A 23,899-nucleotide genomic window follows, 5' to 3' on the forward strand; every position below is an offset into this window, starting at 1 on the left:
GAGCAAGGTTCGCCGGTTTTTAACAAAGCATGATCGAGCGCAGCCACTTCCCTGCACTCAAAGGCGCATCGGCATGACCACGTAACGGGCATCCCCCCCGCCCGGCTCTTCCATCAACGCCGAACTGTTGGCATCCGACAGCGTCATCTGCATGCGATCAGCGTCAAGCACGTTGAGCACATCGATCAGATAGCCGACGTTGAAGCCGATCTCCAGCGCATCGCCGGCATATTCGATGCCGACATTCTCCTCGGCCTCTTCCTGCTCGGGGTTGTTGGCCATCACCTTGAGATTGTTCTCCTCGAGCTGCAGGCGCACGCCGCGATACTTCTCGTTGGAGAGGATGGCGGTACGCGCCAGGATCTGACAGCTAGCTCGCCACGCTGGCGATGACGGTCTTATTCACCGCCCTTGGGGATGACCCGGTCGTAGTCGGGGAACTTGCCGTCGACCAGCTTGGAAGTGAAGGTGAATTCGCCGGTATTGGCACGGATATGGTTGGCGCCCAGCGCCAGTTCCACCGGCTCCTCGCTGCCGTCGAGCAGCCGCGACAGCTCCAGCACCCCTTGCGCGGGATGATCAGCTTGCGCGCGTCGGTAAGCTCGATCTCGGCGCTACGCTCGCACACCGCCAGGCGGTGACCGTCGGTGGCCACGGTGCGCACCAAGTGATTGGCCAGCTCCAGCAGCATACCGTTCAGGTAGTAGCGCACGTCCTGCTGCGCCATGGCGAAGGAGGTGGCGTCGATCAGGTACTTGAGCGTGCCGCGCGCGGCAGCGACAGTGTGGTGTCGTTTTGACCATCCTCGATGTTGGGGAACTCGGCCACCGGCAGGGTGGAGAGGGTGAAGCGCGAGCGCCCGGCGCGCAGCACCACGCGGCCATCCTCCAGGGGTGAAGCTGATCTCGGACTGATCCGGCAGCGACTTGCAGATATCCATCAGCTTGCGCGCCGGCACGGTGACGGAGCCCGGCTCATCGACCAGGTCAGTGGTCGCGCGGCCGATCAATTCCACCTCGAGATCGGTGCCGGTCAGCGAGATACCGCCGTCCTGGACTTCGATCAGCACATTGGAGAGCACCGGCAGGGTCTGACGGCGCTCGACCACGCCGGCCACCAGCGTCAGCGGGCGCAGCAGGGCTTCGCGGGAGATGGAAAATTTCATGGGAGCTCCGTGGTTGAATTCGATCCTGAAAGAAACGTCGGCGCCGCGGCGACGCTGCCGGCTGGGGTTCATTCTTGCTGCCCGGGGCGATACGGGCAATCCCCAGGTGGCGCTTGCCGAGCGGTTGGAGTCAGCTGGTCAGCAGCCGCATCAGATTCTTGTAGTCCTCGCGGATGTCCGCGCTCTCCTCCTTCAGCGCCACCACCTTGCGGCAAGCATGCAGCACGGTGGTGTGGTCGCGTCCACCGAAGGCATCGCCGATCTCGGGCAGGCTGTGGTTGGTCAGCTCCTTGGCCAGCGCCATGGCGACCTGGCGCGGCCGCGCCACCGAGCGCGAACGGCGCTTGGAGAGCAGGTCGGCCATCTTGATCTTGTAGTATTCCGCCACCGTACGCTGGATGTTCTCGATGCCGACCTGCTTGTCCTGCAGCGCCAGTAGATCCTTGAGTGACTCGCGGATGAAGTCCTGAGTGATCGGCTTGCCCATGAAGTGGGAGTCGGCGATCACCTTCTTCAGCGCGCCCTCCAGCTCACGCACGTTGGAGCGGATCTTCTGGGCGATGAAGAAGGCAGCGTCATGCGGCAGGTCGACCTTGGCCTGATCGGCCTTCTTCATCAGGATCGCCACCCGGGTCTCCAGCTCCGGCGGCTCGATCGCCACCGTCAGCCCCCAGCCGAAGCGCGACTTGAGACGCTCCTCCACCCCGCTGATCTCCTTGGGATAGCGGTCGGAAGTGAGGATCATCTGCTGGCCGCCCTCGAGCAGGGCGTTGAAGGTGTGGAAGAACTCCTCCTGGGAGCGCTCCTTGCCACCGAAGAACTGGATATCGTCGATCAACAGTGCATCGACGCTACGGTAGAAGCGCTTGAAGTCGTTGATCGCATTGAGCTGCAAGGCCTTGACCATGTCGGCGACGAAGCGCTCGGAGTGCAGATAGACCACCTTGGCGTTATCGCGCAGGCCGGCCAGATGATTGCCCACCGCATGCATCAGGTGGGTCTTGCCCAGCCCCACGCCGCCGTAGAGGAACAGCGGGTTGTAGGCGCCACCGGGATTCTCCGAGACCTGACGCGAGGCGGCCCGCGCCAGTTGGTTCGACTTGCCCTCGACGAAGGTTTCGAAGGTGAAGTTGGGGTTAAGCCCGCTCTGGTGCTTGAGGCTACCCTCGACCTGCACCTGGCGTTCACCGCCACGCCGGCCGCCCTCCTCGCGCTCACGGTTCTGGTCGAGTGCCTGCTCCTCGGCCACCTCGGGCGAGCGCGGCGACGTCTTCACGCGGGCGCACTGGGCGCTGCGGCGGCTGGCTGGGGGCCGATACCGGCGCGCCCAGATCCGCGGCGACACGGCAGCCGCGCGGCGGCTGCCCACCACCAGACGCACCTTGGGCGGCTTGCTGCTCGACGCCACCTCGCGTAGCAGCTCGTTGATACGCTTCAGATACTTGTCGCTGACCCAGTCGCGCACGAAAGCGGTTGGGCGCCAGCAGACAGAGCTCGTCCGTCTCGCCATCCTCCGCCTGCAAAGGGCGGATCCAGGTGTTGAACTGCTGCGAGCTCAATCATCCTGAAGCGAATTGAGACATTGTTGCCAGAGAGCGACCGACACACGACCTCACGGGGATTTCGGCAGATGAAAAGAAAACGGCCGCACAGTGTAGCGCCGGCCAGGCAGGTTCCACACGTGGTCGCCAGGCCATCCCACTGTGGATAAGCGGCGGAGAACCCGTTGACAGCCTTGGGAAAATGATCGCCCGGCGGTTCTCGTTCAAAGACACATCGTGTCCCGCGGGTTCTCGCCACACGCAGGATTCTCACCTGTCTTCCGCATCTTCCCCACAGGACAGAAAATCACATAAGATTTTGAAAAGTAAATATTATAATGAGTTACCCACAAACATTATCCCCATCCTTAACCACATGGTGCGATTGACAAGCCGACAGGTTGGGGATAAGCCGCGGACGATCATGCCCACCCTCGGCCGCCGATCGCTTCGCTTCCTAACGGCGTGCGCGCGTGACCGCCGCGGCGATGTGACGCAAGGGTTTCACCCACAAACGGGTGTGGATAATTCATAGAAAAATTGCACCCGATCGCCGGATTCACTAGAATTCCCGCTCTTGAGCCGAGTGAGCCCGGTTTCCGTACGCGTGTCGGGCATCCCGTTTCGAACCAGTTTTTCGAGCTAAATCAATAGCTTAATCACTCAACCAATTGGGAAAAAGCCACCATGAAACGTACTTTTCAGCCGAGCGTCCTGAAGCGCAAGCGCGTCCACGGTTTCCGTGCCCGCATGGCGACCAAAAACGGCCGTCAGGTCATCAATCGTCGTCGTGCCAAAGGTCGCAAGCGTCTCAGCGCCTGATCGGACATCGGGTGTCCGATCAAGGTTTCCCCCGGCAGCTTCGGTTGCTCAACGCCGGGGACTACAAGCACGTTTTCGACCACGCTCCCTTCAAGGTCCACGGTAAAGGCATGCTGGTGTTGGCACGCCCCAACGCGCTTGGCCATCCGCGGATCGGGTTGATCTTCAGCAAGAAGAACGTGCGTCGTGCCGTCGACCGCAATCGCCTCAAACGCCTCGTGCGCGAATCCATCCGTCTGCAGCAGCATCGCCTGCCGCCCGTGGATATCGTTCTTCTCGCTCGGCGAGGCGTACACGAGCTGGACAATGAAAGCGTCGCGCGCCAGCTCAACGGCATGTGGCGACGCCTGGAAAAGTCCGCGCGTCAGACGCGCCACGACACCTCGTCGACCTGATCGGACATCCCCGCGCTGCTGGCCGGGGAGCTTCGGCGTCCATCGCCGAATCATCGCCGTTGCCCGGCGCCTACCGAACCACTCCCTTACCGGGCAGACCCCTCTATGGATTTCAAACGACTCCTTTTCGTGATTCCGCTGGCCGTGCTCGCCTATCTGCTGATCATGCAGTGGAATCAGGACTACGGTCAGAACGTCGTGAACAACCCGGCACCGGAAGTCGCCTCCGCCACCAGTGACGGTGGCAAAGAAGGTAACGCCCTCTCCGCCCCCGATAGCGGTGGTAAAGGCAAGACCCAGCCGATCGAGGACGACATGCCCGCGGGCAGTGAACCCGCCAAGGGCAGCAACCTGATCCAGGTCCAGAGCGACGTGCTCGATCTGCGCATCAACCCCAACGGCGGCGATATCGTCTACGCCGCGCTGTTCGGCCATGACCAGGTCCTCGACTCCGACAAGCCCTTCGTGCTGCTCAGCGACAACAAGGTGCGCAGCTACGTGGCCAAGTCCGGTCTGCAGATCGAGGGCCATAGCGGGCGTATCGATTTCCGTGCCGACAAGTCGAGCTACACCCTCGCTGAGGGCGAGAAGACGCTCAACGTCGACCTGCACGGCAGCGTCAACGGCGTCGACATCATCAAGCGCTTCGTGATCGACCGCGATAGCTACGCGATCAAGGTCGAGTACCTGCTCGACAACGAAAGCCAGCAACCTGTCACCGCCCGCTTCATCGGCCAGCTCGCCCGCGACCAGAGCGCCGACCCGACCAGCGGCCAGGGCGTCGGCATGCACTCCTTCCTGGGCGCGGCCTTCTCGTCGCCGGAAGAGAAGTACAGCAAGGTCAGCTTCGAGGACATCCGCAAGGGCAACTTCCAGAACCGCGACGTCAAGGGCGGCTGGGTCGCGATGATCCAGCACTACTTCACCTCCGCGTGGGTGCCCAATCCGGATCAGCAGACCTCTACTACGGCAGCGTCGACAATCGCGACCGCACTGTGGCGGCCTTCGCCGGCCCCAACGAGACCATTCAGCCGGGCCAGCAGGAGACACTTGCCGCGACGCTCTACGTCGGACCCAAGGTGCAGTCGGAGCTGGAAAAAGTGGCCCCGCACCTGGAGCTGACGGTCGACTTCGGCTGGCTGTGTTCCTCGCCAACCCGCTGTTCTGGCTGCTCGACCACATCCACGACATCGTCGGCAACTGGGGCTGGTCGATCGTCCTGCTCACCGTCTGCGTCAAGATCGTGCTCTTCCCGCTGGCGGCCAAGGCCTACAAGTCGATGGCCCGCATGCGCAAGATGGGCCCGGAGATGCAGCGGCTCAAGGAGCAGTACGGCAACGACCGCCAGAAGATGTCGCAGGAGATGATGAAGTTCTACCAGAAGGAGAAGATCAATCCTCTGGGGGGCTGCCTGCCGATGGTGATCCAGATGCCGGTGTTCATCGCGCTCTACTGGATGCTGATGGAGTCGGTGGAGCTGCGCCACGCGCCGTTCATCCTGTGGATCCATGACCTCTCGGCCAAGGACCCCTACTTCATCCTGCCGATCATCATGGGCGGCACCATGCTGCTGCAACAGTTCCTGAACCCGACCCCGCCGGACCCGATGCAAGCGAAGATCATGAAGATGCTGCCGATCGTCTTCACCTTCTTCTTCCTGTGGTTCCCGGCCGGCCTGGTCATCTACTGGATCGTCAACAACTCGATCTCGATCCTGCAGCAGTGGTTCATCACCCAGCGCGTTCTCAAGGACGACAGCGGTGGCGGCAAGGCGCTCAAGAAGAGCTGATCGCCCCCGCGAACCCTCCCAGACCCCCGCCTCGGCGGGGGTCTGGCGTTTATGTCTTGCCTTCCTGTACAACTACCCGCGCGCGTCGCCGCCCACCCCGCGTCACCGGAGACCATGATGAACGCACCGCTCTATCGTCAGGACACCATCGCCGCCCTGGCCACGCCCCCAGGGCGCGGTGGCGTGGGTATCGTCAGGGTCTCCGGGCCCGCCGCCAGCGTCATGGCCGAGCACCTGCTGGGCCACCGCCCCCAGCCGCGTCACGCCCACTACGGCCCCTTCCACGCCGAGACGGGCATCATCGACGAGGGCATCGCGCTCTACTTCCCCGGCCCCCACTCGTTCACCGGCGAGGACGTGCTCGAACTCCAGGGCCACGGCGGCCCGATACTCATGGACATGCTGCTGGAGCGCTGCGTGACACTGGGCGCGCGCCTGGCGCGGCCGGGTGAGTTCTCCGAGCGCGCCTTTCTCAACGACAAGCTCGACCTGGCGCAGGCCGAGGCGATCGCCGACCTGATCGATGCCAGCTCCCGTGCTGCCGCGGAGAACGCCCTGCGCTCACTGCAGGGCGAGTTCTCCAGCCGCGTCTCGCAGCTGGTCGGTGAGCTGATCGAACTGCGCCTCTACGTCGAGGCGGCCATCGACTTCCCCGAGGAGGAGATCGACTTCCTCGCCGATGGTATCGTCGCGGCCAAGCTGGCGGCGCTGCGCGAGACGCTGGCCGCGGTGCGCGCCAGCGCCAACCAGGGCGCGCTGATGCGCGAAGGCATGAGCGTGGTGATCGCCGGACGTCCCAACGCCGGTAAGTCGAGCCTGCTCAACCGCCTCACCGAGCGCGACAGCGCCATCGTCACCGAGATCGAAGGCACCACCCGCGACGTGCTGCGCGAGCATATCCATATCGATGGCATGCCGCTGCACGTGATCGATACCGCCGGCCTGCGTGACACCCCGGACGCGGTGGAGCAGATCGGCGTCGCCCGCGCCTGGGCTGAGATCGAGAAGGCCGACCGCGTGCTGCTGCTGGTCGACGCCCGCACCACCGCCGACACCGACCCGAATGCGATCTGGCCCGAGTTCGTCGCCCGCCTACCCCACCCCGAGCGGCTGACGCTGGTGCGCAACAAGATCGACGAGAGCGGTGAGGGCGATGCTGCCGACTTCGATGCCACGCCGCCGGTGATCCGCCTCTCGGCGCATACCGGCGCGGGGGTGGATGCTCTCAAGACCCATCTCAAGGCGGTGATGGGCTTCGATGCCACCACCGAGGGGCGCTTCTCCGCCCGTCGCCGCCACCTGGATGCCCTCGAACGCGCTAGCCAGGCACTGACCAGCGGCACGGCCCAGTTGGAGGGTGCCGCCGCGGGCGAGCTGCTCGCCGAGGATCTGCGCGATGCCCAGCAGGCACTCAACGAGATCACCGGCGAATTCACCGCCGACGATCTGCTCGGCGAGATCTTCGGCAGCTTCTGCATCGGCAAGTAAAACGGAGAGTGAGCCGAATAGCGATTATATTCGGCTCATTTTATGAGCCGAATATGCTACGCTTTTGGCTCATTGCCCACACGAGCCACCATGATCATGTCCTCAGCGCCTTCATCGACGACCTGGATCTGGCAACAACAGCAGTGGCCTGGATTCCATTGGCAGGCAGAAGCCGTCGCGCCGGCGCTACGTCGAGCACGCTGCGTCAAGGCGAGCTGCTGGGGTTGAGCCACAGGGGCGATGACACTCAGCCCGCGCAAGCGCTGGAAACGCTACTGACCAATATCGTCCACTCGTCCGCCATCGAAGGCGAGAGACTCAACGTGCAGTCGCTGCGCTCCTCGCTGGCACGACGCCTGGGATTGAGCGACGCGTCAGCCTACCCCGTCTCGCGCCGTTCGGAAGGGCTGGCGGAGTTGATGCTCGAAGCCGTTACCGCGCTGGAAACACCGCTAACGCTGGATACGCTGCTGCGTTGGCATGCGCTGCTGTTTCCAGAGCCGGGGCTGTTGCAACCCGTCGCCGCCGGCCAACTGCGCCGAGATGATGACGGGCCGATGCAGGTGGTCTCGGGGCGCCTCGACCGGCCCAGGGTGCATTTCGAAGCGCCTCCGGCCAGCCGCCTGGGAAGCGAATTGACACGCTTCGTCGAGTGGTTCAATGCCAGTCTCGACGATAACGCGCTGGATCCCCTGATCCGTGCCGGACTGTGCCACCTCTATCTGATTACCCTGCATCCGTTCGAAGATGGCAATGGACGTCTGACGCGGGCGCTGACCGATCGCGCACTGGCACAGGCCGAGGCGCAGAGCATCCGGCTCTACGCCATGTCGGAAGCGATCATGGCCCGGCGCAGCGACTATTACGCCGTATTGGAGTCCACCCAGCATGGTGGTCTGGATATCACCGCATGGTTGGTTTGGTTCCTGGAAACTCTGGAAACCGCGATGCGCGAGGCCATCGCCAAGGTCGAGCGTACCTTCGAAAGCCAGCGGTTCTGGCAACGACACGCCATGACGGCGCTATCCGATGCTCAGACCCGCGTCCTCGAGCGCCTGCTGGCGGGCGGCGATCGTGGTTTCGAGACGGGTATCAGTGCGTCTCAGTACCAGAAGGTCGCCAAGGTCAGCAAAGCGACCGCTACGCGCCATCTGCAGGATCTGGTCGAGAAGGGTTGCCTGGAGCCGATGCCCGGTGGCGGGCGTAGTACGCGGTATCGAATCGATGGCGGGAAGCGAAGTGAGTAGACACCAACCCGCCAGGCCTTGAAAAAAGTCCCGATACGAATCAGACACGTCCATTGCCGCAAGATGGCGATAACCGCATTGCAAGAAGTAGCATTGGCGGCCAGGCAGGCATTCCCAAAAAAACAGAGTGTCTTTTAAAAAACGGCGTCCTTCGTTGAAAGGTCAAAAGGGTAGGCGAAGCCGTGTAAGGCTTCGCCACGCCGACGATCTGCTCGGTGAGATCTTCGGCAGTTTCTGCATCGGCAAGTGATCGGCCAAAAGTCGACTTCTCCGCTGCCCTCGCCGGCGCTATATTGATGGACGGATATTCACACTCGAATGACGGTTTCCCATGTCGCCACACATCCCGCATCCGCACGCTTCCTGCCTTGCCGAACTGTCGGTAGGGCCGCGGGTGCTGGCGGCGACACCTCCCCCCCGCTTCTCTGTCGCGCGTGTCGTGGCGGACGTCTCAGCTGACACCGTGGCTCCGCCCACGGTCGTCGCGAGTGTCGCTGGCGTACAAGCGCCGCCACGCCTCGTCGCGCTGGGCTGATCCGCCCGGCGATCCCAAGCCCGACAATCCCCGTTCGCTGTGCATGCTGGTCGACGCGCATCGCGTCCAGCAACGGGTCGTCACGTCTTCGACAGATGAGTCTTTACATGATCCGTTCTTCTTCATGGGGCCAGGCCGCCCCGATGGCCCTGTTCGTGCTGCTGTGGGGCAGCGCCCCGATCTTCACCGCTGGGGGCTGGATCACGGTTCGCCGCTGGCGCTGCTGATCTGCGCTTTCTGCTCGCCCTGGCCGTGCTGCTGCCGCTCGCCGCCCAGCGCGAAGCCTGGCTACCACCGCGGGGCCAGCGGCTGCGCGTCGCCGGCGTCGGCACGCTGCTGATCGGCGGCTACTCGGTGTGCTACTTCGAAACGCTGGACCACGCCATCACCCCCGGGCTGTTGGCGACACTGCTGGGTATCCAGCCGCTGCTGACGCTACTGCTGACCGAGCGCCGGATCTCCGGCTGGCGCATCGCCGGGCTGTTGCTGGCGCTCTGCGGCCTGGCACTGGTGGTACTGCAGAGCCTAGTGGCCGCGCGCTTTCCCGCATCCGGAATCTTGCTGGCAATGGCCACCCTGGCCTGCATGACCCTCGGCGCGATCGGGCAGAAGTCGATCGCTCTGCAGCCAAGCCAGGTGCTTCCCCTGCAGTACCTGGCAAGCCTGGTGCTGTTCCTGCTGCTGACGCCGTGGCGCCCGGTGAGTGTCAGCTGGCAGCCTGGGTTGATCGTCGCCGTGGTGTGGTTGGGGCTGGTGATCTCGGTCCTGGCACAGCTGCTGCTCTACCGCATGATCCGTCAGGGCAACCTGGTCAACGTCACCAGCCTGTTTACCTGGTTGCCGATCGTCACCGCCGTGCTGGACTATCTGCTGCTGGGCAATGCGCTCTCGCCGCTGGCCATTCTCGGCATGGGTGCGATCCTCGGCGGCGTAGCGCTGGTGTTCCGTACGCGTTAGCCGTCCCCCAGGGTACCGTGGTGCGCACACCGCGTTCATACTGAACGCCATCGCACACCGGAGATCCACGATGACCACGGTACCCTGCTCTGCTACGGCGACTCCAATACCCAGGTACCGAGCCGGTCAGGACGTTGGGGCCGCTTTCACGCTATCCCTTCGAGACCGCTGGACCGGGGTGGTGGCTGCCACCCTGGGCAGCGAATGGCGGGTGATCGAGGAGGGTCCTGCCGGCACGCACCACGCTGCATGACGATCCCATCGAAGGGGTGCATCTCAACGGCTGCGCTATCTGCGCCCGTGTCTGCTGAGCCAACTGCCGCTGGACGTGATGACGCTGATGCTGGGCACCAACGATCTCAAGGCGCGCTTCTCGTTACTCCCGACGATATCGCCCTGAGCATTCAGCAGCTGCTGTGGGAGATCGAGGCACCAGCGCCCAGTTCGGCGTGGCCGCCCCCAAGGTGCTGCTGATCGCGCCGGCACCGATTCGCGAGATCGGCCCCTTGGCGGGCATCTTCACCGGTGGCGAGCGCAAGTCGCGCCAGCTGGCGAGCCGCTACCGCAAGATGGCGCGGGAGGCGGGTGCCGGCTTCATCGACGCCGGCACCCTGATCCAGGTCAGCGAGGTCGACGGCGTGCACATCGAGCCCGATCAGCAGCGCCTGCTGGGCGAGGCGATCGCCGCCGAAGTGACTCGCCTGATCGACTGAGCGCCAAGATCGGGCGCGGCAACCGAGCGGCCTGATCGAGGGCGTAGGATCAGGCCGTCTCCGGCCGTGCGACGTCGGCCCGCTGCGCCAGCATCTCCGTCACGCGCTGCCCCACGCGCCTCACCGCACGGGCAATCTCGGCATCGAACACGGCGTGGTTCAAGCGTAGGCAGTGGCGGTACTTGCCGGTGGCGGAGAACACTACCCCGGGGGCGATGCGGATACCCTCTTCCATCAGGCGCTGATTGAGCGTGACGCTGTCGATGCCGTCGGCGCACTCGAGCCAGAGCATGAAGCCCCCAGCCGGATAGCTGACCCGGGTCGAGGCGGGGAAGGCGCTGGCGATCACGTCGAGCATGCGGTCGCGGTTGCCCTGGTACTGCGCCCGTATCCGGCGCAGATGAGGCTCGTGGTGCCCCTCACGGATGAACTCGGCCACCGCCATCTGCCCCTGGGTTGCGGTGGAACCGGTGCCGACGTACTTCATGTGCAGGGCACGCTCGTGATAGCGCCCCGGCGCGATCCAGCCGATGCGCAGCCCCGGCGCCAGGGTCTTGGAGAAGGAGCTGCACAGCAGCACCCGGCCATCCTCGTCGAACGACTTGATCGTCACCGGTCGCGGAAAGCCGTAGCTGAGATCGCCATAGACGTCGTCTTCGATGATCGCCACATCGAAGCGCCGGGCCAGCGCGTAGAGCGAGCGCTTGCGCGCCTCCGACAGGGTATAGCCGAGCGGGTTGTTGCAGGTCGGGGTGAGCTGGATGGCGCGGATCGGCCACTGCTCCAGGGCCAGCTCCAGCGCCTCCAGGCTGATGCCGGTCTCAGGGTCGGTGGGGATCTCCATCGCCTTCATGCCGTAGGCGCGGATCGACTGCAGGGCGCCGTAGAAGCTGGGTGAATCCACCGCGATGATGCCGCCGGGCTCGCACACCGCGCGCATGGCGATCGAGATCGCCTCGTGGCAGCCGGTGGTGACCACGATATCGTCGGGATGCAGCCGGCAGCCCTGGCCCACCGCCAGCCGTGCGATCTGCTCGCGCAGCTCAGGGCGCCCGTGCAGGGTGTCGTAGTTGAGTCCGATCAGATCCTGGCGCCGGCTGACCCGGGCGAGTGCGCGCAGCAGCGGCTTGAGCGTCGGCGCATCGATATCCGGCATGCCGCGGCCCAGGTTGTGCATGCTAGCGTCCGGCAGCACACAGGTACCCTCGCGCACATGCTCCCACTGGGATACCTCCACCGGGCGCTGAGCGGTACGCGCGACCGGCGGCGCGGGCAGGCGCTCACGCCGCGGCGAGACGAAGTAGCCCGACTTGGGCCGCGCCTCGATCAGTTGGGCGTCTTCCAGCTGATGGTAAGCGTGCTGCACGGTGGAAAGGCTGACCCCGTGCGCCTGTGCCAGCGCGCGCACCGAGGGCAAGCGCTCGTGGACCTGATAGAAGCCGGCCTGGATACGCTCGCGCAGATGATCGGCCAGCCGCTCGTAACGGTGCATGTTCCCCTCCCCGCCTCGCATGACATGTCACGCCCACCATTGTGTATGCTCGCACCCGGCGCTTCACGTGACAGATCGCGCACAAAGCGGGCATACAGAGCGAGAAAGCGCCTATCTGTGTGCCCGAGATAGTCGTTTTCTGCCTCTGTGTGGCACACCGGCGGCTGCCTAAGCTGGACGCTCCCCCTCGAGACACGGGAGCCACCACCATGCGTTTCACACCCTTGCACCTGCTGGTCACCACGCTGGACACCGTGGACGGTATCCTGTGGGGCAACTTGCACCAACGCCAGCGATCGCCGCGGCGTGACTCGCCCAACGTCTGGCAGCGTCGGCGCACCCGGCGCCAGTTGGCGGAGCTCGATGCGCAGCAGTTGCGCGATATCGGCCTGCTGCCCAGTCAGGTGTACCGGGAGACTCATCGCCCGTTCTGGCGCTGAGCGGGTGTTTACAAAATGCCTGCGCTCGACAATACGGCGTTGAAATCGACCTCAAAATACTCATTTACCCCGTTGTAAACTCCGTTTTTTTGGTCGTTTTCGCCTTGTCTTGCCTTCGCTCACCGACTTTGTAAACACCCGCTGAGTCGACCACGGAAATAGCCCAGTCAGCCGGAGAAAAATCGATGAGTGAGCACACACTACTTCTCGATGGCACGCCGGGAGAGCGTTCTCGGTTGCCGGAGAGCCAAATTCAGGCACGCCATGGCTATCGCTACCTGCTGCTGGATGTCTTCACCGCCACGCCCTTCGCGGGCAATCCGCTGGCCGTGTTTCCCGACGCCGCTGCACTGACGGACACCCAGATGGCGCAGTTGGCCAAGGAGCTGAACCTCTCCGAGAGCGTGTTCATCACCACGCGCGAGCCCGGTCGCATCGCCTTGCGCATCTTTACCCCCAACGGCGAGCTGCCGTTCGCCGGCATCCGAGCGTGGGCACCGCCTGGCTGGCGCGGGCGCTGGGCTGGCATGACACGGACACACCACTGACCCTCGCGGAGGGCGTGGGCGACGTGCCGATCCGCTTCGTCGGCACCCAAGCCTGGCTGACCACGGCGCAACCGCTCGACGTCAGTGAAGACTCACTCTCGATCGAGCAGGCAGCGGAGATCGTGGGGCTCTCCCGGGCGCAGATCGCTACTCGGCCGGTCCGTGCCTCCTGCGGCGTGCCCTATCAGTTGATCGAACTCGCCGATCTCGGTGCGCTGGCCAGCGTTCAGGTCGAGAGTGGCACGCTCGCCCGCGCCCTGCCCGCCCCCGCCGAGCGCAATCTCTACCTCTACGTACGCGACACGCCGCAGCGGCTGCGCACGCGAATGTTCACGGGGGAAGCGACCCTCTACGAAGATCCCGCCACAGGCAGCGCCGCCGCGCCCCTGATCGGCTATCTGTCACGCCAGTCGGCCAACCAGACGCTCGACTGGCAGGTCACCCAAGGGGTCGAGATGGGTCGGCCAAGCCATATCCACGGCCGGGTGACCCGCGCCGAGGCGGGCCAGCAGACGATCCATATCGGCGGCGAGGCGATCATCGCCGGTGAAGGCGTGCTCTACGTCTGAACGCGCCGATACCGCCAGCCACCTTGAATACGCACCATTGTGGTGCAGCCCATCGCCTCCAGGACTCAGGATGGTGATAACTTCATACCCTAATCCTGGCCTTTTCCGATAACACTGCATTATCGATAGGCGTCTCTGAGCGACCCTGGCCCGACGGCACGCTTACTGCATGGAAATGGCAAAGCCTTCCTCGGGAGAGATGCCATGTGGTCGCTGCTTCGTCCGCTGCGAGCCTTGCTCGGCAGCGTCGCCCTGCTGCTGCTGGGCAACGGTCTGATCAACACCCTGTTGACCCTGCGCGGCGCCAGCGAAGGGTTCCCGACGGCGCTGATCGGCCTGATCATGTCCGGCTACTTCGTCGGTTTCGTCTGCGGCACCTGGGTCAGCGGGCGCCTGATCCGGCGCATGGGCCATATCCGCACCTTCGCCTTCTGTGCCAGCCTGTGCGCCTCGACCGCGCTACTGCACCTGATCTTCATCGACCCCTGGGTATGGCTGGCGCTGCGCGTGCTCTACGGGCTCAGCTTCATCACCGTGATGACCGTGATCGAGAGCTGGCTCAACGCCCAGGCCGCCAGCCACGAGCGCGGCCGCGTCTTCGCCCTCTACATGGTGATCAACCTGGGCGCGCTGACGCTGGCCCAGCAGATGCTGCGCGCTGGACCACCCCCGAGGGCCATCTGCTGTTTTTGATGACCGCCATCTTCATCTGCTGGGCGCTGTTGCCGATCACCATGACCAAACGCAGCCAGCCGGTGATCACGGCGCGCCCCAAGAGCCGGCTCAAGGCGCTGCTCGGCTTCGCCCCGCTGGCGGTGGCCGCCGCCGCGCTCTCGGGGCTGGCCATGGGTGCCTTCTGGGCGCTGACCCCGGTCTACGCCCGCGCCCAGGGCTTCGACGTCGGTGGGGTCGGCCTGGTGATGAGCGCCGCGATTCTCGGCGGCGCCCTGCTGCAGATTCCCATCGGGCGCTTCTCCGACCGCCACGACCGCGCTCGGGTCATGACATGGGTGGTGCTGCTCGCGGCCCTGTGTGCCGCGGTGATGCCACTGGTGCCTGACCCCAGGGTGCTATTGGGTCTATTCTTTGTCTGGGGCGGTTTGGCGTTTTCCCTCTACCCCCTGGCGGTGGCGCAGTTGATCGACCAGTTGCACCCCGATGAGATCGTCGCCGGCTCGGCCGACATGCTGGTGGTGCAGGGCGCCGGCAGTGCCCTGGCGCCGATTCTCGCCGGCGCCGTGATGAGCCTGTTCGGCAACCAGGGGCTACCGCTCTATATCGCCGGCGTGCTGGCCCTGCTGGGTCTCTACGCGCTCTACCGCCGCCGCCACGTCTCGACCCTGATCAGTGGCGACAGCGCACATTTCGAGCCGATGACCCCGACCAGCAGCCAGGCGCTGGAGATGATGTACGACGACGTGCAGCAGGATCTGTTCGCCGACCCCAGTTTTTACGCAGAGCATGAACGCCGGCGGATCGTCGACACGGCCGCCAAGGCCTGAGGCCTCCCCGGTGTATGCTGCAGGGAACCACACCCCGGCCATGCCGGGCAGGAGAAGAACATGCTACTAGCGACCGATCTCGACGGTACCTTTCTCGGTGGCGCCCCGGAGGACCGCCTGAGCCTCTACCAGACCATCGCCGCGCATCCGGACATCCAGTTGGCCTACGTCAGCGGGCGCAGCCTCGAGGCGATCCTGCCGCTGCTCTCCGACCCCACGTTGCCGCAACCCGACTATATCGTCGCCGACGTCGGCGCCAGCCTCTATCACGGCGATACTCTGCAGCCGATCCAGGCGCTGCAGGACCCCATCGACGCGTGCTGGCCAGGCGAATCACGCATCGCCAGCGCGATGAGCCGTTTCCCCGAGATCGTGCGTCAGGACGAGCCGCAGATCCGCCGCTGTTCCTACTACTGCGCCCCGGAACAGGCCGAGAGCCCCGAGCTCGCGGCGCTGGCCGACGAGCTCGGCTGCGAGATGCTCTACTCCGCCGGACGCTATCTCGACTTCCTGCCGCAGGAGGTCAACAAGGGCTCCAGCCTTCAGAAGCTGGTCGAGTGGCTCGATATCGCCCACGACGACGTGCTGGTGGCCGGCGACACCATGAACGACCTGGCGATGCTGAGCGCCGGCTTCAAGGCAGTCTGCGTGGGCGACGCCGAGCCCGAGCTGCTCGAGCGCACCCGCCCGCTGCCCCAGGTGATGCACGCCAGCGCTATCGGCTGCGGCGGTATCATCGAAGCCTTCGCCCACTTCGGCTTCCTGGGGGCACGCGGGCTGGCGGCGGAGAATCGCCGCGATACCGCCCATACCGGCAAGGCCGAGCTGGTGATGGTCTACCACCGTCTGCCCTACGAGGAGTATCGCGTCGACGGCAAGATCCGCCGCCGCCGCCCGACCTCGCCCAACGGCATCATCCCGACGCTGCAGAGCTTCTTCGCCAACCAGCGCGGCTCGTGGATCGCCTGGTCGATCTACGAGGGCGACGAGGAGCCCGAAGAGTTCGTCGTTCACACCAGCGTCGACGCCAAGCAGTATCCGCTGCTCACCGCTGCACGCGTGGCGTTGACCAAGGCGCAGGTGGACATCTTCTACAAACGCTTCTCCAAGGAGGCGTTCTGGCCCACGCTGCACACCTTCTGGGAGCGAGCCCGTTTCCGCGAGGAGGATTGGGACACCTACTGCGAGGTCAACCGCGCCTTTGCCGAACGTACCGCCGAGGAGGCCGCCGAGGGCGCACTGATCTGGATCCACGACTACAACCTGTGGATGGTGCCGGCCTATCTGCGCGAGCTGCGCCCGGACCTGCGCATCGCCTTCTTCCACCACACCTACTTCCCCTCGGCGGATGTCTTCAACGTGCTGCCGTGGCGCCGCGAGATCGTCGGCAGCCTGCTGCAGTGCGACTATGTGGCCTTTCACATCCCGCGTCAGGTGGAGAACTTCGTCGACGTCGCCCGCGGCGTGGTGCCGCTGACCACGCTATCGCGCCAGAACTGCGCCCCGCGCTTCTCACCTACGGCTGCGCGGTGGGGCTGGAGACCATGACCACGGCGATCGATACCGGCACCCGCGTGGTCAGACTGGGCGCGCATCCGGTGGGGCTGGATCTCGGGCGTATTCGCAACGCGCTGGAACAGGACGGCGCCGAGGCGCGCATGGCCGAACTGCGTGACGAGTTCGAGGGCATGAAGCTGATTCTCTCGGTCGAACGCCTCGACTACACCAAGGGGATTCTCGAAAAGCTCAAAGCCTACGAGCTGCTGCTCGACGAGAACCCGGAGCTGCGCGGCAAAGTCACTCTGGTCAGCATCTGCGTGCCGGCGGCGCGTGAAATGACCATCTATGACGAGCTGCAGACCCAGATCGAACAGACCATCGGCCATATCAACGGTCGCTTCGCCGACGTCGGCTGGACGCCGGTGCAGTTCTATTTCCGCGGTTTCCCGTTCGAGGAGCTGATGGCGTGGTACGCCATGGCCGACGTGATGTGGATCACTCCGCTGCGCGACGGGCTCAACCTGGTGGCCAAGGAGTTCGTCGCCACCCAGGGGCTGACCCAGGGCTGCGGCGTGCTGGTGCTGTCGGAGTTCACCGGCGCGGCGGCGGAGCTGAAAGGGGCGATCCTGACCAACCCCCACGACCTGCACGACCTGGCGCGCACCTGCTATCTGGGGCTCAACCTGCCGCGCGCAGAGGCCCAGGCGCGTCTGCGCCAGCTCAACGATATCGTCGAGTACAACGATATCCGCCGCTGGGGCGACGAGTTCATCGCCGCGATCAAGGACGAGGGCGACAGCGGCGCCAGCACCTAGGCACTGCTGCCTTGCCGAGCCCGCCGATTGGCGGGCTTGGTGTTTTAGCGCTCGGCGGTCCACCACTCCCCATGATGCACCGCCCGCTCGGCGAGCAGCGGCGCCAGCGTATCGAAGGCGTGGTCGAGGGTCTGATCGAGCTGCCACGGCGGGTTGAGCAGCACCAGCCCGCTGCCGTACATGCCGCGCTCGGCGTTGGCCTCGCGCAGGGTGATCTCGCTACGCCACAGCTTGGGAATGTGCGCCTCGCGCAGCCCTTCCAGCAGCGTCAGATGACGTCCGGCCGGCAGCAGCGGATACCAGATCATGACCACCGCATGGCGCACCTTGCGCACCACCTGGACGAGCGTGTCGACCACCTCGCGGTACTCTTCCTTGCGTTCGTAGCTCGGGTCGATCAGCGCGCACAGCCGCGGCGTGGGTACCGGCAGCCGCTGACACAGCCCCTTGAGGCCGTCGGCGTGGAGCCGCTGGGCGTTGGTGCTGGTCGTCATCTGCGTGTCCAGGTGCTGATGCTCGCCGGGGTGCAGCTCATACAGCGTCAGCCGATCCTGCGGGCGCAGCGCGTCGCCGAGCCACCACGGCGAGCCCGGGTAGCACTCCAGCGCCGGGCCGGACTGCAGCGTAGCCAGCCGCGCCAGCCAAGCGCCCAAGGCAGGCTCGGCGGCCAGCGCCTGGCGCCGCCGCCACAGCCGCTCGACACCCTCACGATACTCGGCGAGCTTCTGCGTCTCCGTCGCCGCCAGCGGATAGCGCCCGCGTCCGGCGTGGGTATCGACGAAACTGATCGCGGAGGATTTGCGCGTCAGCGCCTCGAGCAGGTGAAAAAGCCCCAGGTGCTTGTGTACATCGGCGAAGTTGCCGGCATGATAGGCGTGCTGATAGGCCAGCATTGGCGGCTACCCCTCGCAGTGAGATGCCTTGCGGTACAGCATCTGGAAGTGAACCTTCGAACGTGAAACGCGGCCCCAAGGGGCCGCGTCATCCCACCGATCGATACGTGATCAGGACTGCTGCGTCGGCGTCAGCGTGATCTCGACACGACGGTTCTGGGCCCGCCCGGCATCGGTGTCATTGCTCGCCACCGGGTGGCTCTCGCCGTAACCCACTGCACTGATGCGCCCGGACGCGACACCGCCCTGCTCGAGGTAGCTCGCCACCGCCTGCGCCCGGCGCTCGGAGAGCTTCTGGTTGTAGCTCTCGGCGCCGGTGCTGTCGGTATAGCCGGCAACGCCGATGCGGGTGTCCGGATAGGCGCGCAGCACCGCATTGACGTCGTTGAGCGCCTGACGCGCCGGGGTCTGCAGCTCGCTCGAATCGAAGCCGAAGGTGACACTGCTGGGCATGTTGAGGATCAGGTTGTTGCCGTTGCGCTCGACCCCGATACCGGTGCCGTCGAGACGATTGCGCAGCTCCTTCTCCTGGGAGTCCATGTAGGCGCCAACGCCGCCACCGATTGCGGCACCGGTGGCCGCACCGATCAACGCACGATCGCGGGTGCTGCTGCCGCCGTGACCGCTGAGCGCACCGACCACGGCCCCAGCCACGGCGCCGATTCCCGCGCCGCCCCAGGTGTTGGTGTTGCCGCTCTCCTGCTGGCCCTGCTGCTGCTGATAGCCGTCGTTGCTGGCACAGCCGCTGACACCCACGGCCACGGCGAGCGGCACGGCCAGCCACCAGGTCTTGTTCATCATCGTTTTCATGCGTGAATCGCTCCTTGCCCTGTGTCGCCGGGTCGACCGACGACGACGTTATGCCGTGACACGGCTCGCGAGGGGTCACGCCTCGTCGAGCAGTGCCAGCAGATCATTCAAGAATAACAGTCCTTGCGGCGTCGCCTGCAGCCGCGACGGCGAGTCCACCAGCAGGCCTCGCTGCCGCGCCACGGCGAGACGCGGCGTCAACTCAGACAGCGCGCGCCCGGTATGGTTTTGCCAGTCGGCGAGATCGACCCCGTGGGTCAGCCGCAGCGCGTTCATCAGAAACTCCAGCGGCAGCGTCTCCTCATCGACCATACGCCCGCCGGCGACGAAGCCGCGCGGGTCGTTGGCACGGCGCAGATAGGCCTGCGGCTGACGCGTCTTCCAGCGTCGCTCGATCCGCAGCCCGCCGTCACCATCAGGCCGGCTCAGCTTGGCGTGGGCGCCGGCGCCGATCCCCAGATAGTCACCGAAGCGCCAGTAATTGAGATTGTGCCGTGCGGCGCGCCCGGGCTGGGCGTAGGCGGAGATTTCATAGCGCGAGAAGCCGGCCTCCTCGAGCAGGGCGTGGCCGGCATCCTGGATGTCCCACAGCCGCTCCTCGTCGGGCAGCGGCGGCGGCTGCGAGAAGAATTCGGTATTCGGCTCCAGGGTCAGCTGATACCAGGAGAGATGCGTCGGCGCCAACGCCAGCGCCTGCTCGATATCGGCCAGCGCCAGCGCCGTATCCTGCCCCGGCAGACCGTGCATCAGATCGAGATTGACGTTGTCGAACCCGGCGTCGCGCGCCAGCTGCATCGCCTGGACCGCCTCGTCACCGCTATGGATGCGTCCGAGTGCCGTCAACTGTGCGGGCTGGAAGCTCTGCACGCCGAGCGACAGGCGATTGATTCCCGCCTCACGGTAACCGGCGAAACGCCCATGCTCGGTAGTGCCGGGGTTGGCCTCCAGGGTGATCTCGATATCCGCGGCAAAGACCAGCCGCTGGCGCAGCCCGGCGAACAGCTGATGATAGGCCTCGGGAGAGAACAGGCTGGGGGTACCGCCGCCGATGAAGATGCTGACGATCTCGCGCCCCTGCACCCATGCCAGGTCGGCGTCGAGATCCTCGAGCAGCGCAGCCACATAGGCCGCCTCTGGCAGGGCAGCGCCGTAGCCGACCCCGTGCGAGTTGAAATCGCAGTAGGGGCACTTACGCACGCACCAGGGCACGTGGATATAGAGCGCCAGCGGCGGCAGCCCGCCGGGCGCCGCCGCCACAGAGGGCTGTAGACTCACGCCGTCAGCCGCGCGATCAGCGCCTGCAGGGCGCGGCCGCGGTGACTCAGGCGGTTTTTCTCCTCGGCGCTCAGCTCGGCGACGCTTGCACTACACTCCGGCACCCAGAACAGCGGATCGTAGCCGAAACCGCCCTCACCCCGCGGATAGGCGAGAATATCGCCCGGCCAATCCTGCTGGACAATGATCGGCACCGGGTCGTCGGCGTGACGCAGGTAGACCAGTACACACCAGTAGCGCGCCCCGCGCTGGCCCTCGGGCACCTCGCGAAGCGCGCTCAGCAGCTTGTCGTTGTTGGCACGGTCGCTCTTGGGCTCCCCGGCATAACGCGCGGAGTAGATCCCTGGGGCGCCGTTGAGCGCATCCACTGCCAGACCGGAGTCGTCAGCCAGGGCAGGGCCGCCGCTGGCGCGGGCCGCCGCGCGCGCCTTGAGCAGGGCATTTTCGACGAAGGTCAGGCCGGTCTCCTCGACGTCATCGACGCCGAACTCGGCCTGGGCTCGGACACGAAACCCCAGCGGCCCGAGAAGCTGTTGAAACTCGGCCAGTTTTCCCGGGTTACCGCTGGCGACGACGAGATCTTGTGGAGTGGCGGTCATGCGCGTCTTCCTGCCAAAAGCCCCATTCTACGGGCCGCACGGAAGCGGGTATAGCGTTGGCGAGGAGCGCGGTATGAGCACATCCCGGCCCGCCGCCGGGCGGGTTCCCCGGGGATGATGAAAAGCTCATCGATTGGCGTGCACACCCTCATTTGCCGGCAGCAAACTCGGCTGTTTTTTCTCCACCAGGAAGCAGGAAATTCTCCAGTACCTGCCAAAAAATCCCTGCAACCGTCTGTATTTTACATTTTTTTGAAAACTGCGGCGCGCTAAAAAGGCGCCGAGGTGTCACGTTTCGAAAACCTCGATGTCCTATATTTACAAGGCAAAGGTTTTATTAACACTATTGGGCTCCGGTACTAGAGACCGGCCATGAGCCTCGTGCCCAAGGAAACACAACTAAACCTGTAGAAGACTAATTAGAAACCCGATACAAGGGATCAGACCATGAACACTGACACCACCGACATCGTACTTGTAACGGACTGTAACTCACAGTCCGTTCTATTCCTAGACTATATCCACCAAAAGACCGGTTGTAGGGTCTCTGCGCTCAATCCTCAGGAGCGTTTCCTGATGCCCGAGGGCAGGCGCGCCCTGGTGCTGCTCGATGGCGACCACGTCAACGAGAAGGATCTGCTGGTGTGGAACACCCGTGCAGAGGAGAACAAGGCCATCGTGCTGTCGGCCTTCAACGTACGCGACAACAAGCAGGTCATGGAGCTGCTGATCGGCATCCACCTGCGCGGGGTGTTTTATCGGCAGGACAATCTCGAGCTGATCTGTAAAGGTATTGTCAAACTTCTCGAGGGCGAGCTGTGGATTTCACGCCCGCTCTCGGCGATGCTGATCGACTTCTACCGCCGTCAGCAGGTCAATACCTATCGCCCGGTCTGCGGGCTGACACGACGCGAGCTCGAGATCGTGACACTGCTGGTCTCCGGCGCCAGCAATACCGAGATCGCCGAAAAGCTCTTCGTCAGCGAGCATACGGTGAAGTCGCATCTCTACAATCTGTTCCGCAAGATCAACGTCCACAACCGTATCCAGGCCACCAACTGGGCGCGCCAGAACCTGGGCACGATTCCGGTGATGGCCTCGCGCTACGCCAACGGACGTCGCTGACCCCCGGATACTCCCGTACGACCCGCCGGGGCGTGGCTCCCGCCACACACCCCGGCGGACTCTCCGTTCGGCTCAGTGCAGCCGCATGCGCTCCTGGATCAGCGAAGCCAGGGTCAGGTTGGCATCGGCCGCCGTGGTGTCCAGATGCACCAGGTAGCTGATCTCGTCGTCGGCGAACGGCTCGAAGCGCTCGAGCTGGTGGTCGAGGATCGCCAGGCTGGTTTCGGATGGCTCGCCGCTGCGGCGGGCGCGCTTGACGATGCGCGCACGCAGGGTGGCGTGATCGGCCTCGAAGCTCACCATCAATACCGGCAGCCCGCGGCGCTCGGCCTCGAAACGCAGTAGCTTGCGCTGTTCGCGCAGCAGGCAGGTGGCGTCGATGCACGCCGGTAGCCCCGACTCCAGCACGCTGCCAGCCAGCTCGGCCAGGCGCTGGTAGGTCTGCGCGGTGGCAGCCTCACCATAGACCTCGTCAGCGTCTGCGGGTGCCGCGCTGAAGTCGAACAGGCGCTTGCGCTCGACGTCGGAGCGGATGCGCACGCCGCCCAGACGGCGCACGATCTCCTCGGTGAAGCGGCTCTTGCCGCTGCCCGACACGCCCACGGCAAGGATCAGGTAGGGAAAGCGGAACTCGCTGTACGCCCGCGCCATCGCCAGATAGCGCCGGAACACCTCGAGCGGCTCCCCCTCGGGCAGGTCGTCGATGCGCCCGGCGTCGTGGTCGCGGATCAGCTCGATGCGCGCCCGCAGCAGTGCCCGGTAGCGCTTGTAGAAGTCGAGCAGGCGCACCACCGGGTAGTCGCCGGAAAGTTCGAGATAGCGGTTGAGCGCGTGGTGGGCGAATTCCCGCTCGCCGCGCGCCTCCAGATCCATGATCAAGAACGCCAGCTCGCAGGCAACGTCGCACCAGCGCAGGCGCTCGTTGAACTCGATGCCGTTGAACAGGATTGCCTTGCCTTCGAAGCGCACCGCGTTGCCGAGATGGATATCACCATGGCTCTCGCGGATGAAGCCGTCGCGGCGCCGCGCCGCCAGCAGCGGCTCGAGCCGGGCGAAGCTCTCCAGCGTCAGCGTCTTGACGCACTCGAGCTCGGCGCGGTCCTCGCTCGTTTGACCGATCGCTTGCTGATCGAGCAGCGACTCGATCAGCTCGAACTCCTCCACCAGCATCTGGCGGGTATGCGCCGGCGAACCGTAGGGGCTGTCGTCGGCGATGCGTGGCGCCGACTCGTGCAGCGCCACCAACTGGTCGATCAGGTCGTCGAGCAGCTCCACCGACAGCTCGCCGCTGGCCTGCAGCGAGCTCAGCAGATGGCGGTTGCTGAACTGGCGCATCTTGACCGCATACTCGATCGGCGCGCTGTCGTCGTTGACCCGCGGCGCCTCCTCGCTGCCGGAGATGGCGACACAGCCCAGGTAGAGCGCCGGCGCCACACGCCGGTTGAGCTCGACCTCCTGCTCGCACAGCCGCCGACGCTTGTCGAGGCTGGAGAAGTCGAGGAAGGTGCCGTAGTCCAGCGACTTCTTGATCTTGTAGGCGTAATCGCCGGTCAGCACCACCCAGGAGATGGGGGTCTCGAATACGTCGATGGCACCGACCGGATGGTCGAAGCAGTCACTCTCCTTGAGTGCCTGGATCAGCGCTCGGCTCATGCCGGGTCTCCCTGTCGATGGCGGCG

21 protein-coding genes and 3 pseudogenes are annotated in these 23,899 nt (G+C 65.0%); 14 read left to right on the forward strand and 10 right to left on the reverse strand.

The window, feature by feature from the left end:
* Positions 1-57: 57 nt before the first annotated feature.
* From CN538_RS22240 to CN538_RS26035, 4 genes and pseudogenes are all read right to left on the reverse strand, one after another.
* Positions 58-318 (reverse strand): beta clamp domain-containing protein, encoded by a 261-nt coding sequence (locus CN538_RS22240; RefSeq protein ID WP_242495624.1) that lies wholly within the window; start codon positions 316-318, stop codon positions 58-60.
* A gap of 52 nt (positions 319-370) precedes the next feature.
* A complete protein-coding gene (gene dnaN / locus CN538_RS22250) occupies positions 371-1,165 on the reverse strand; it encodes a DNA polymerase III subunit beta (RefSeq protein WP_422917552.1) in 795 nt (264 codons plus the stop codon).
* A 130-nt stretch (positions 1,166-1,295) separates the two neighbouring features.
* Complete coding sequence (gene dnaA, locus CN538_RS06885; protein WP_422917553.1) at positions 1,296-2,630, reverse strand: chromosomal replication initiator protein DnaA; 1,335 nt, start codon at positions 2,628-2,630, stop codon at positions 1,296-1,298.
* A gap of 43 nt (positions 2,631-2,673) precedes the next feature.
* A pseudogene (locus tag CN538_RS26035) lies at positions 2,674-2,724 on the reverse strand (hypothetical protein); the annotation flags it as partial.
* A gap of 669 nt (positions 2,725-3,393) precedes the next feature.
* Here CN538_RS26035 and rpmH point away from each other — a divergent pair.
* The 7 genes and pseudogenes from rpmH to CN538_RS20885 all read left to right on the forward strand — a co-directional run bounded on the left by rpmH (position 3,394) and on the right by CN538_RS20885 (position 10,652).
* A complete protein-coding gene (gene rpmH / locus CN538_RS06890; protein ID WP_035473559.1) occupies positions 3,394-3,528 on the forward strand; it encodes a 50S ribosomal protein L34 in 135 nt (44 codons plus the stop codon).
* A gap of 11 nt (positions 3,529-3,539) precedes the next feature.
* A complete protein-coding gene (gene rnpA / locus CN538_RS06895) occupies positions 3,540-3,923 on the forward strand; it encodes a ribonuclease P protein component (RefSeq protein WP_106418954.1) in 384 nt (127 codons plus the stop codon).
* A 105-nt stretch (positions 3,924-4,028) separates the two neighbouring features.
* A pseudogene (gene yidC / locus CN538_RS06900) lies at positions 4,029-5,712 on the forward strand (membrane protein insertase YidC).
* 117 nt (positions 5,713-5,829) lie between these two features.
* Positions 5,830-7,200, forward strand: coding sequence for a tRNA uridine-5-carboxymethylaminomethyl(34) synthesis GTPase MnmE (mnmE, locus tag CN538_RS06905; RefSeq protein WP_106418955.1), 1,371 nt, complete (start codon positions 5,830-5,832; stop codon positions 7,198-7,200).
* Between the two features lie 8 nt (positions 7,201-7,208).
* Positions 7,209-8,447, forward strand: a complete 1,239-nt coding sequence (locus CN538_RS06910; RefSeq protein WP_422917554.1) for a Fic family protein — start codon at positions 7,209-7,211, stop codon at positions 8,445-8,447.
* Between the two features lie 787 nt (positions 8,448-9,234).
* Positions 9,235-9,939 (forward strand): DMT family transporter, encoded by a 705-nt coding sequence (locus CN538_RS06915; protein ID WP_242495625.1) that lies wholly within the window; start codon positions 9,235-9,237, stop codon positions 9,937-9,939.
* 416 nt (positions 9,940-10,355) lie between these two features.
* A complete protein-coding gene (locus CN538_RS20885; protein ID WP_207233659.1) occupies positions 10,356-10,652 on the forward strand; it encodes an SGNH/GDSL hydrolase family protein in 297 nt (98 codons plus the stop codon).
* Positions 10,653-10,701: 49 nt separating this feature from the next.
* Here CN538_RS20885 and CN538_RS06925 read toward each other — a convergent pair whose 3' ends face one another.
* The gene (locus CN538_RS06925; RefSeq protein ID WP_106418956.1) at positions 10,702-12,144 is read right to left on the reverse strand and encodes an aminotransferase-like domain-containing protein; all 1,443 of its coding nucleotides are present in this window, start codon (positions 12,142-12,144) and stop codon (positions 10,702-10,704) included.
* Between the two features lie 209 nt (positions 12,145-12,353).
* Here CN538_RS06925 and CN538_RS06930 point away from each other — a divergent pair, with 209 nt between their 5' ends.
* The 6 genes and pseudogenes from CN538_RS06930 to CN538_RS24165 all read left to right on the forward strand — a co-directional run bounded on the left by CN538_RS06930 (position 12,354) and on the right by CN538_RS24165 (position 17,518).
* Complete coding sequence (locus tag CN538_RS06930; protein ID WP_106418957.1) at positions 12,354-12,584, forward strand: DUF1127 domain-containing protein; 231 nt, start codon at positions 12,354-12,356, stop codon at positions 12,582-12,584.
* Between the two features lie 185 nt (positions 12,585-12,769).
* Positions 12,770-13,701: pseudogene (locus tag CN538_RS06940) on the forward strand (PhzF family phenazine biosynthesis protein).
* A 204-nt stretch (positions 13,702-13,905) separates the two neighbouring features.
* A complete protein-coding gene (locus CN538_RS22260; RefSeq protein WP_242495626.1) occupies positions 13,906-14,394 on the forward strand; it encodes an MFS transporter in 489 nt (162 codons plus the stop codon).
* Complete coding sequence (locus CN538_RS22265; protein WP_242495627.1) at positions 14,394-15,203, forward strand: MFS transporter; 810 nt, start codon at positions 14,394-14,396, stop codon at positions 15,201-15,203. Before CN538_RS22260 ends, CN538_RS22265 begins: the two co-directional genes overlap by 1 nt.
* A 60-nt stretch (positions 15,204-15,263) precedes the next feature.
* On the forward strand, positions 15,264-16,751 hold the full coding sequence (locus CN538_RS06950; protein ID WP_277985109.1) for an HAD-IIB family hydrolase: 1,488 nt from the start codon (positions 15,264-15,266) through the stop codon (positions 16,749-16,751).
* Positions 16,748-17,518 (forward strand): alpha,alpha-trehalose-phosphate synthase (UDP-forming), encoded by a 771-nt coding sequence (locus tag CN538_RS24165; protein ID WP_277985110.1) that lies wholly within the window; start codon positions 16,748-16,750, stop codon positions 17,516-17,518. The genes CN538_RS06950 and CN538_RS24165 overlap by 4 nt, the downstream gene beginning before the upstream one ends.
* Positions 17,519-17,562: 44 nt before the next feature.
* On the opposite strand, the gene CN538_RS06955 is transcribed toward CN538_RS24165, so the two are convergent.
* The 4 genes from CN538_RS06955 to rdgB form a co-directional block, all read right to left on the reverse strand.
* The gene (locus CN538_RS06955) at positions 17,563-18,411 is read right to left on the reverse strand and encodes a 23S rRNA (adenine(2030)-N(6))-methyltransferase RlmJ (protein WP_106418960.1); all 849 of its coding nucleotides are present in this window, start codon (positions 18,409-18,411) and stop codon (positions 17,563-17,565) included.
* Positions 18,412-18,522: 111 nt separating this feature from the next.
* Complete coding sequence (locus CN538_RS06960) at positions 18,523-19,209, reverse strand: YiaD family glycine zipper/OmpA-like lipoprotein (protein ID WP_106420571.1); 687 nt, start codon at positions 19,207-19,209, stop codon at positions 18,523-18,525.
* Between the two features lie 87 nt (positions 19,210-19,296).
* Positions 19,297-20,496, reverse strand: coding sequence for a radical SAM family heme chaperone HemW (gene hemW / locus CN538_RS06965; RefSeq protein WP_242495629.1), 1,200 nt, complete (start codon positions 20,494-20,496; stop codon positions 19,297-19,299).
* Positions 20,493-21,095, reverse strand: coding sequence for an RdgB/HAM1 family non-canonical purine NTP pyrophosphatase (rdgB, locus tag CN538_RS06970; protein WP_106418961.1), 603 nt, complete (start codon positions 21,093-21,095; stop codon positions 20,493-20,495). The genes hemW and rdgB overlap by 4 nt, the downstream gene beginning before the upstream one ends.
* Positions 21,096-21,542: 447 nt before the next feature.
* Between rdgB and CN538_RS06975 the strand changes: the two genes are divergently transcribed.
* Complete coding sequence (locus CN538_RS06975; protein WP_106418962.1) at positions 21,543-22,220, forward strand: LuxR C-terminal-related transcriptional regulator; 678 nt, start codon at positions 21,543-21,545, stop codon at positions 22,218-22,220.
* Positions 22,221-22,292: 72 nt separating this feature from the next.
* Here CN538_RS06975 and CN538_RS06980 read toward each other — a convergent pair whose 3' ends face one another.
* Positions 22,293-23,873, reverse strand: coding sequence for a bifunctional aminoglycoside phosphotransferase/ATP-binding protein (locus tag CN538_RS06980; protein WP_106418963.1), 1,581 nt, complete (start codon positions 23,871-23,873; stop codon positions 22,293-22,295).
* Positions 23,874-23,899 lie beyond the last annotated feature (26 nt).

Origin of the sequence: Salinicola tamaricis (assembly GCF_003006155.1) — a bacterium.
GTDB lineage: Bacteria > Pseudomonadota > Gammaproteobacteria > Pseudomonadales > Halomonadaceae > Salinicola > Salinicola tamaricis.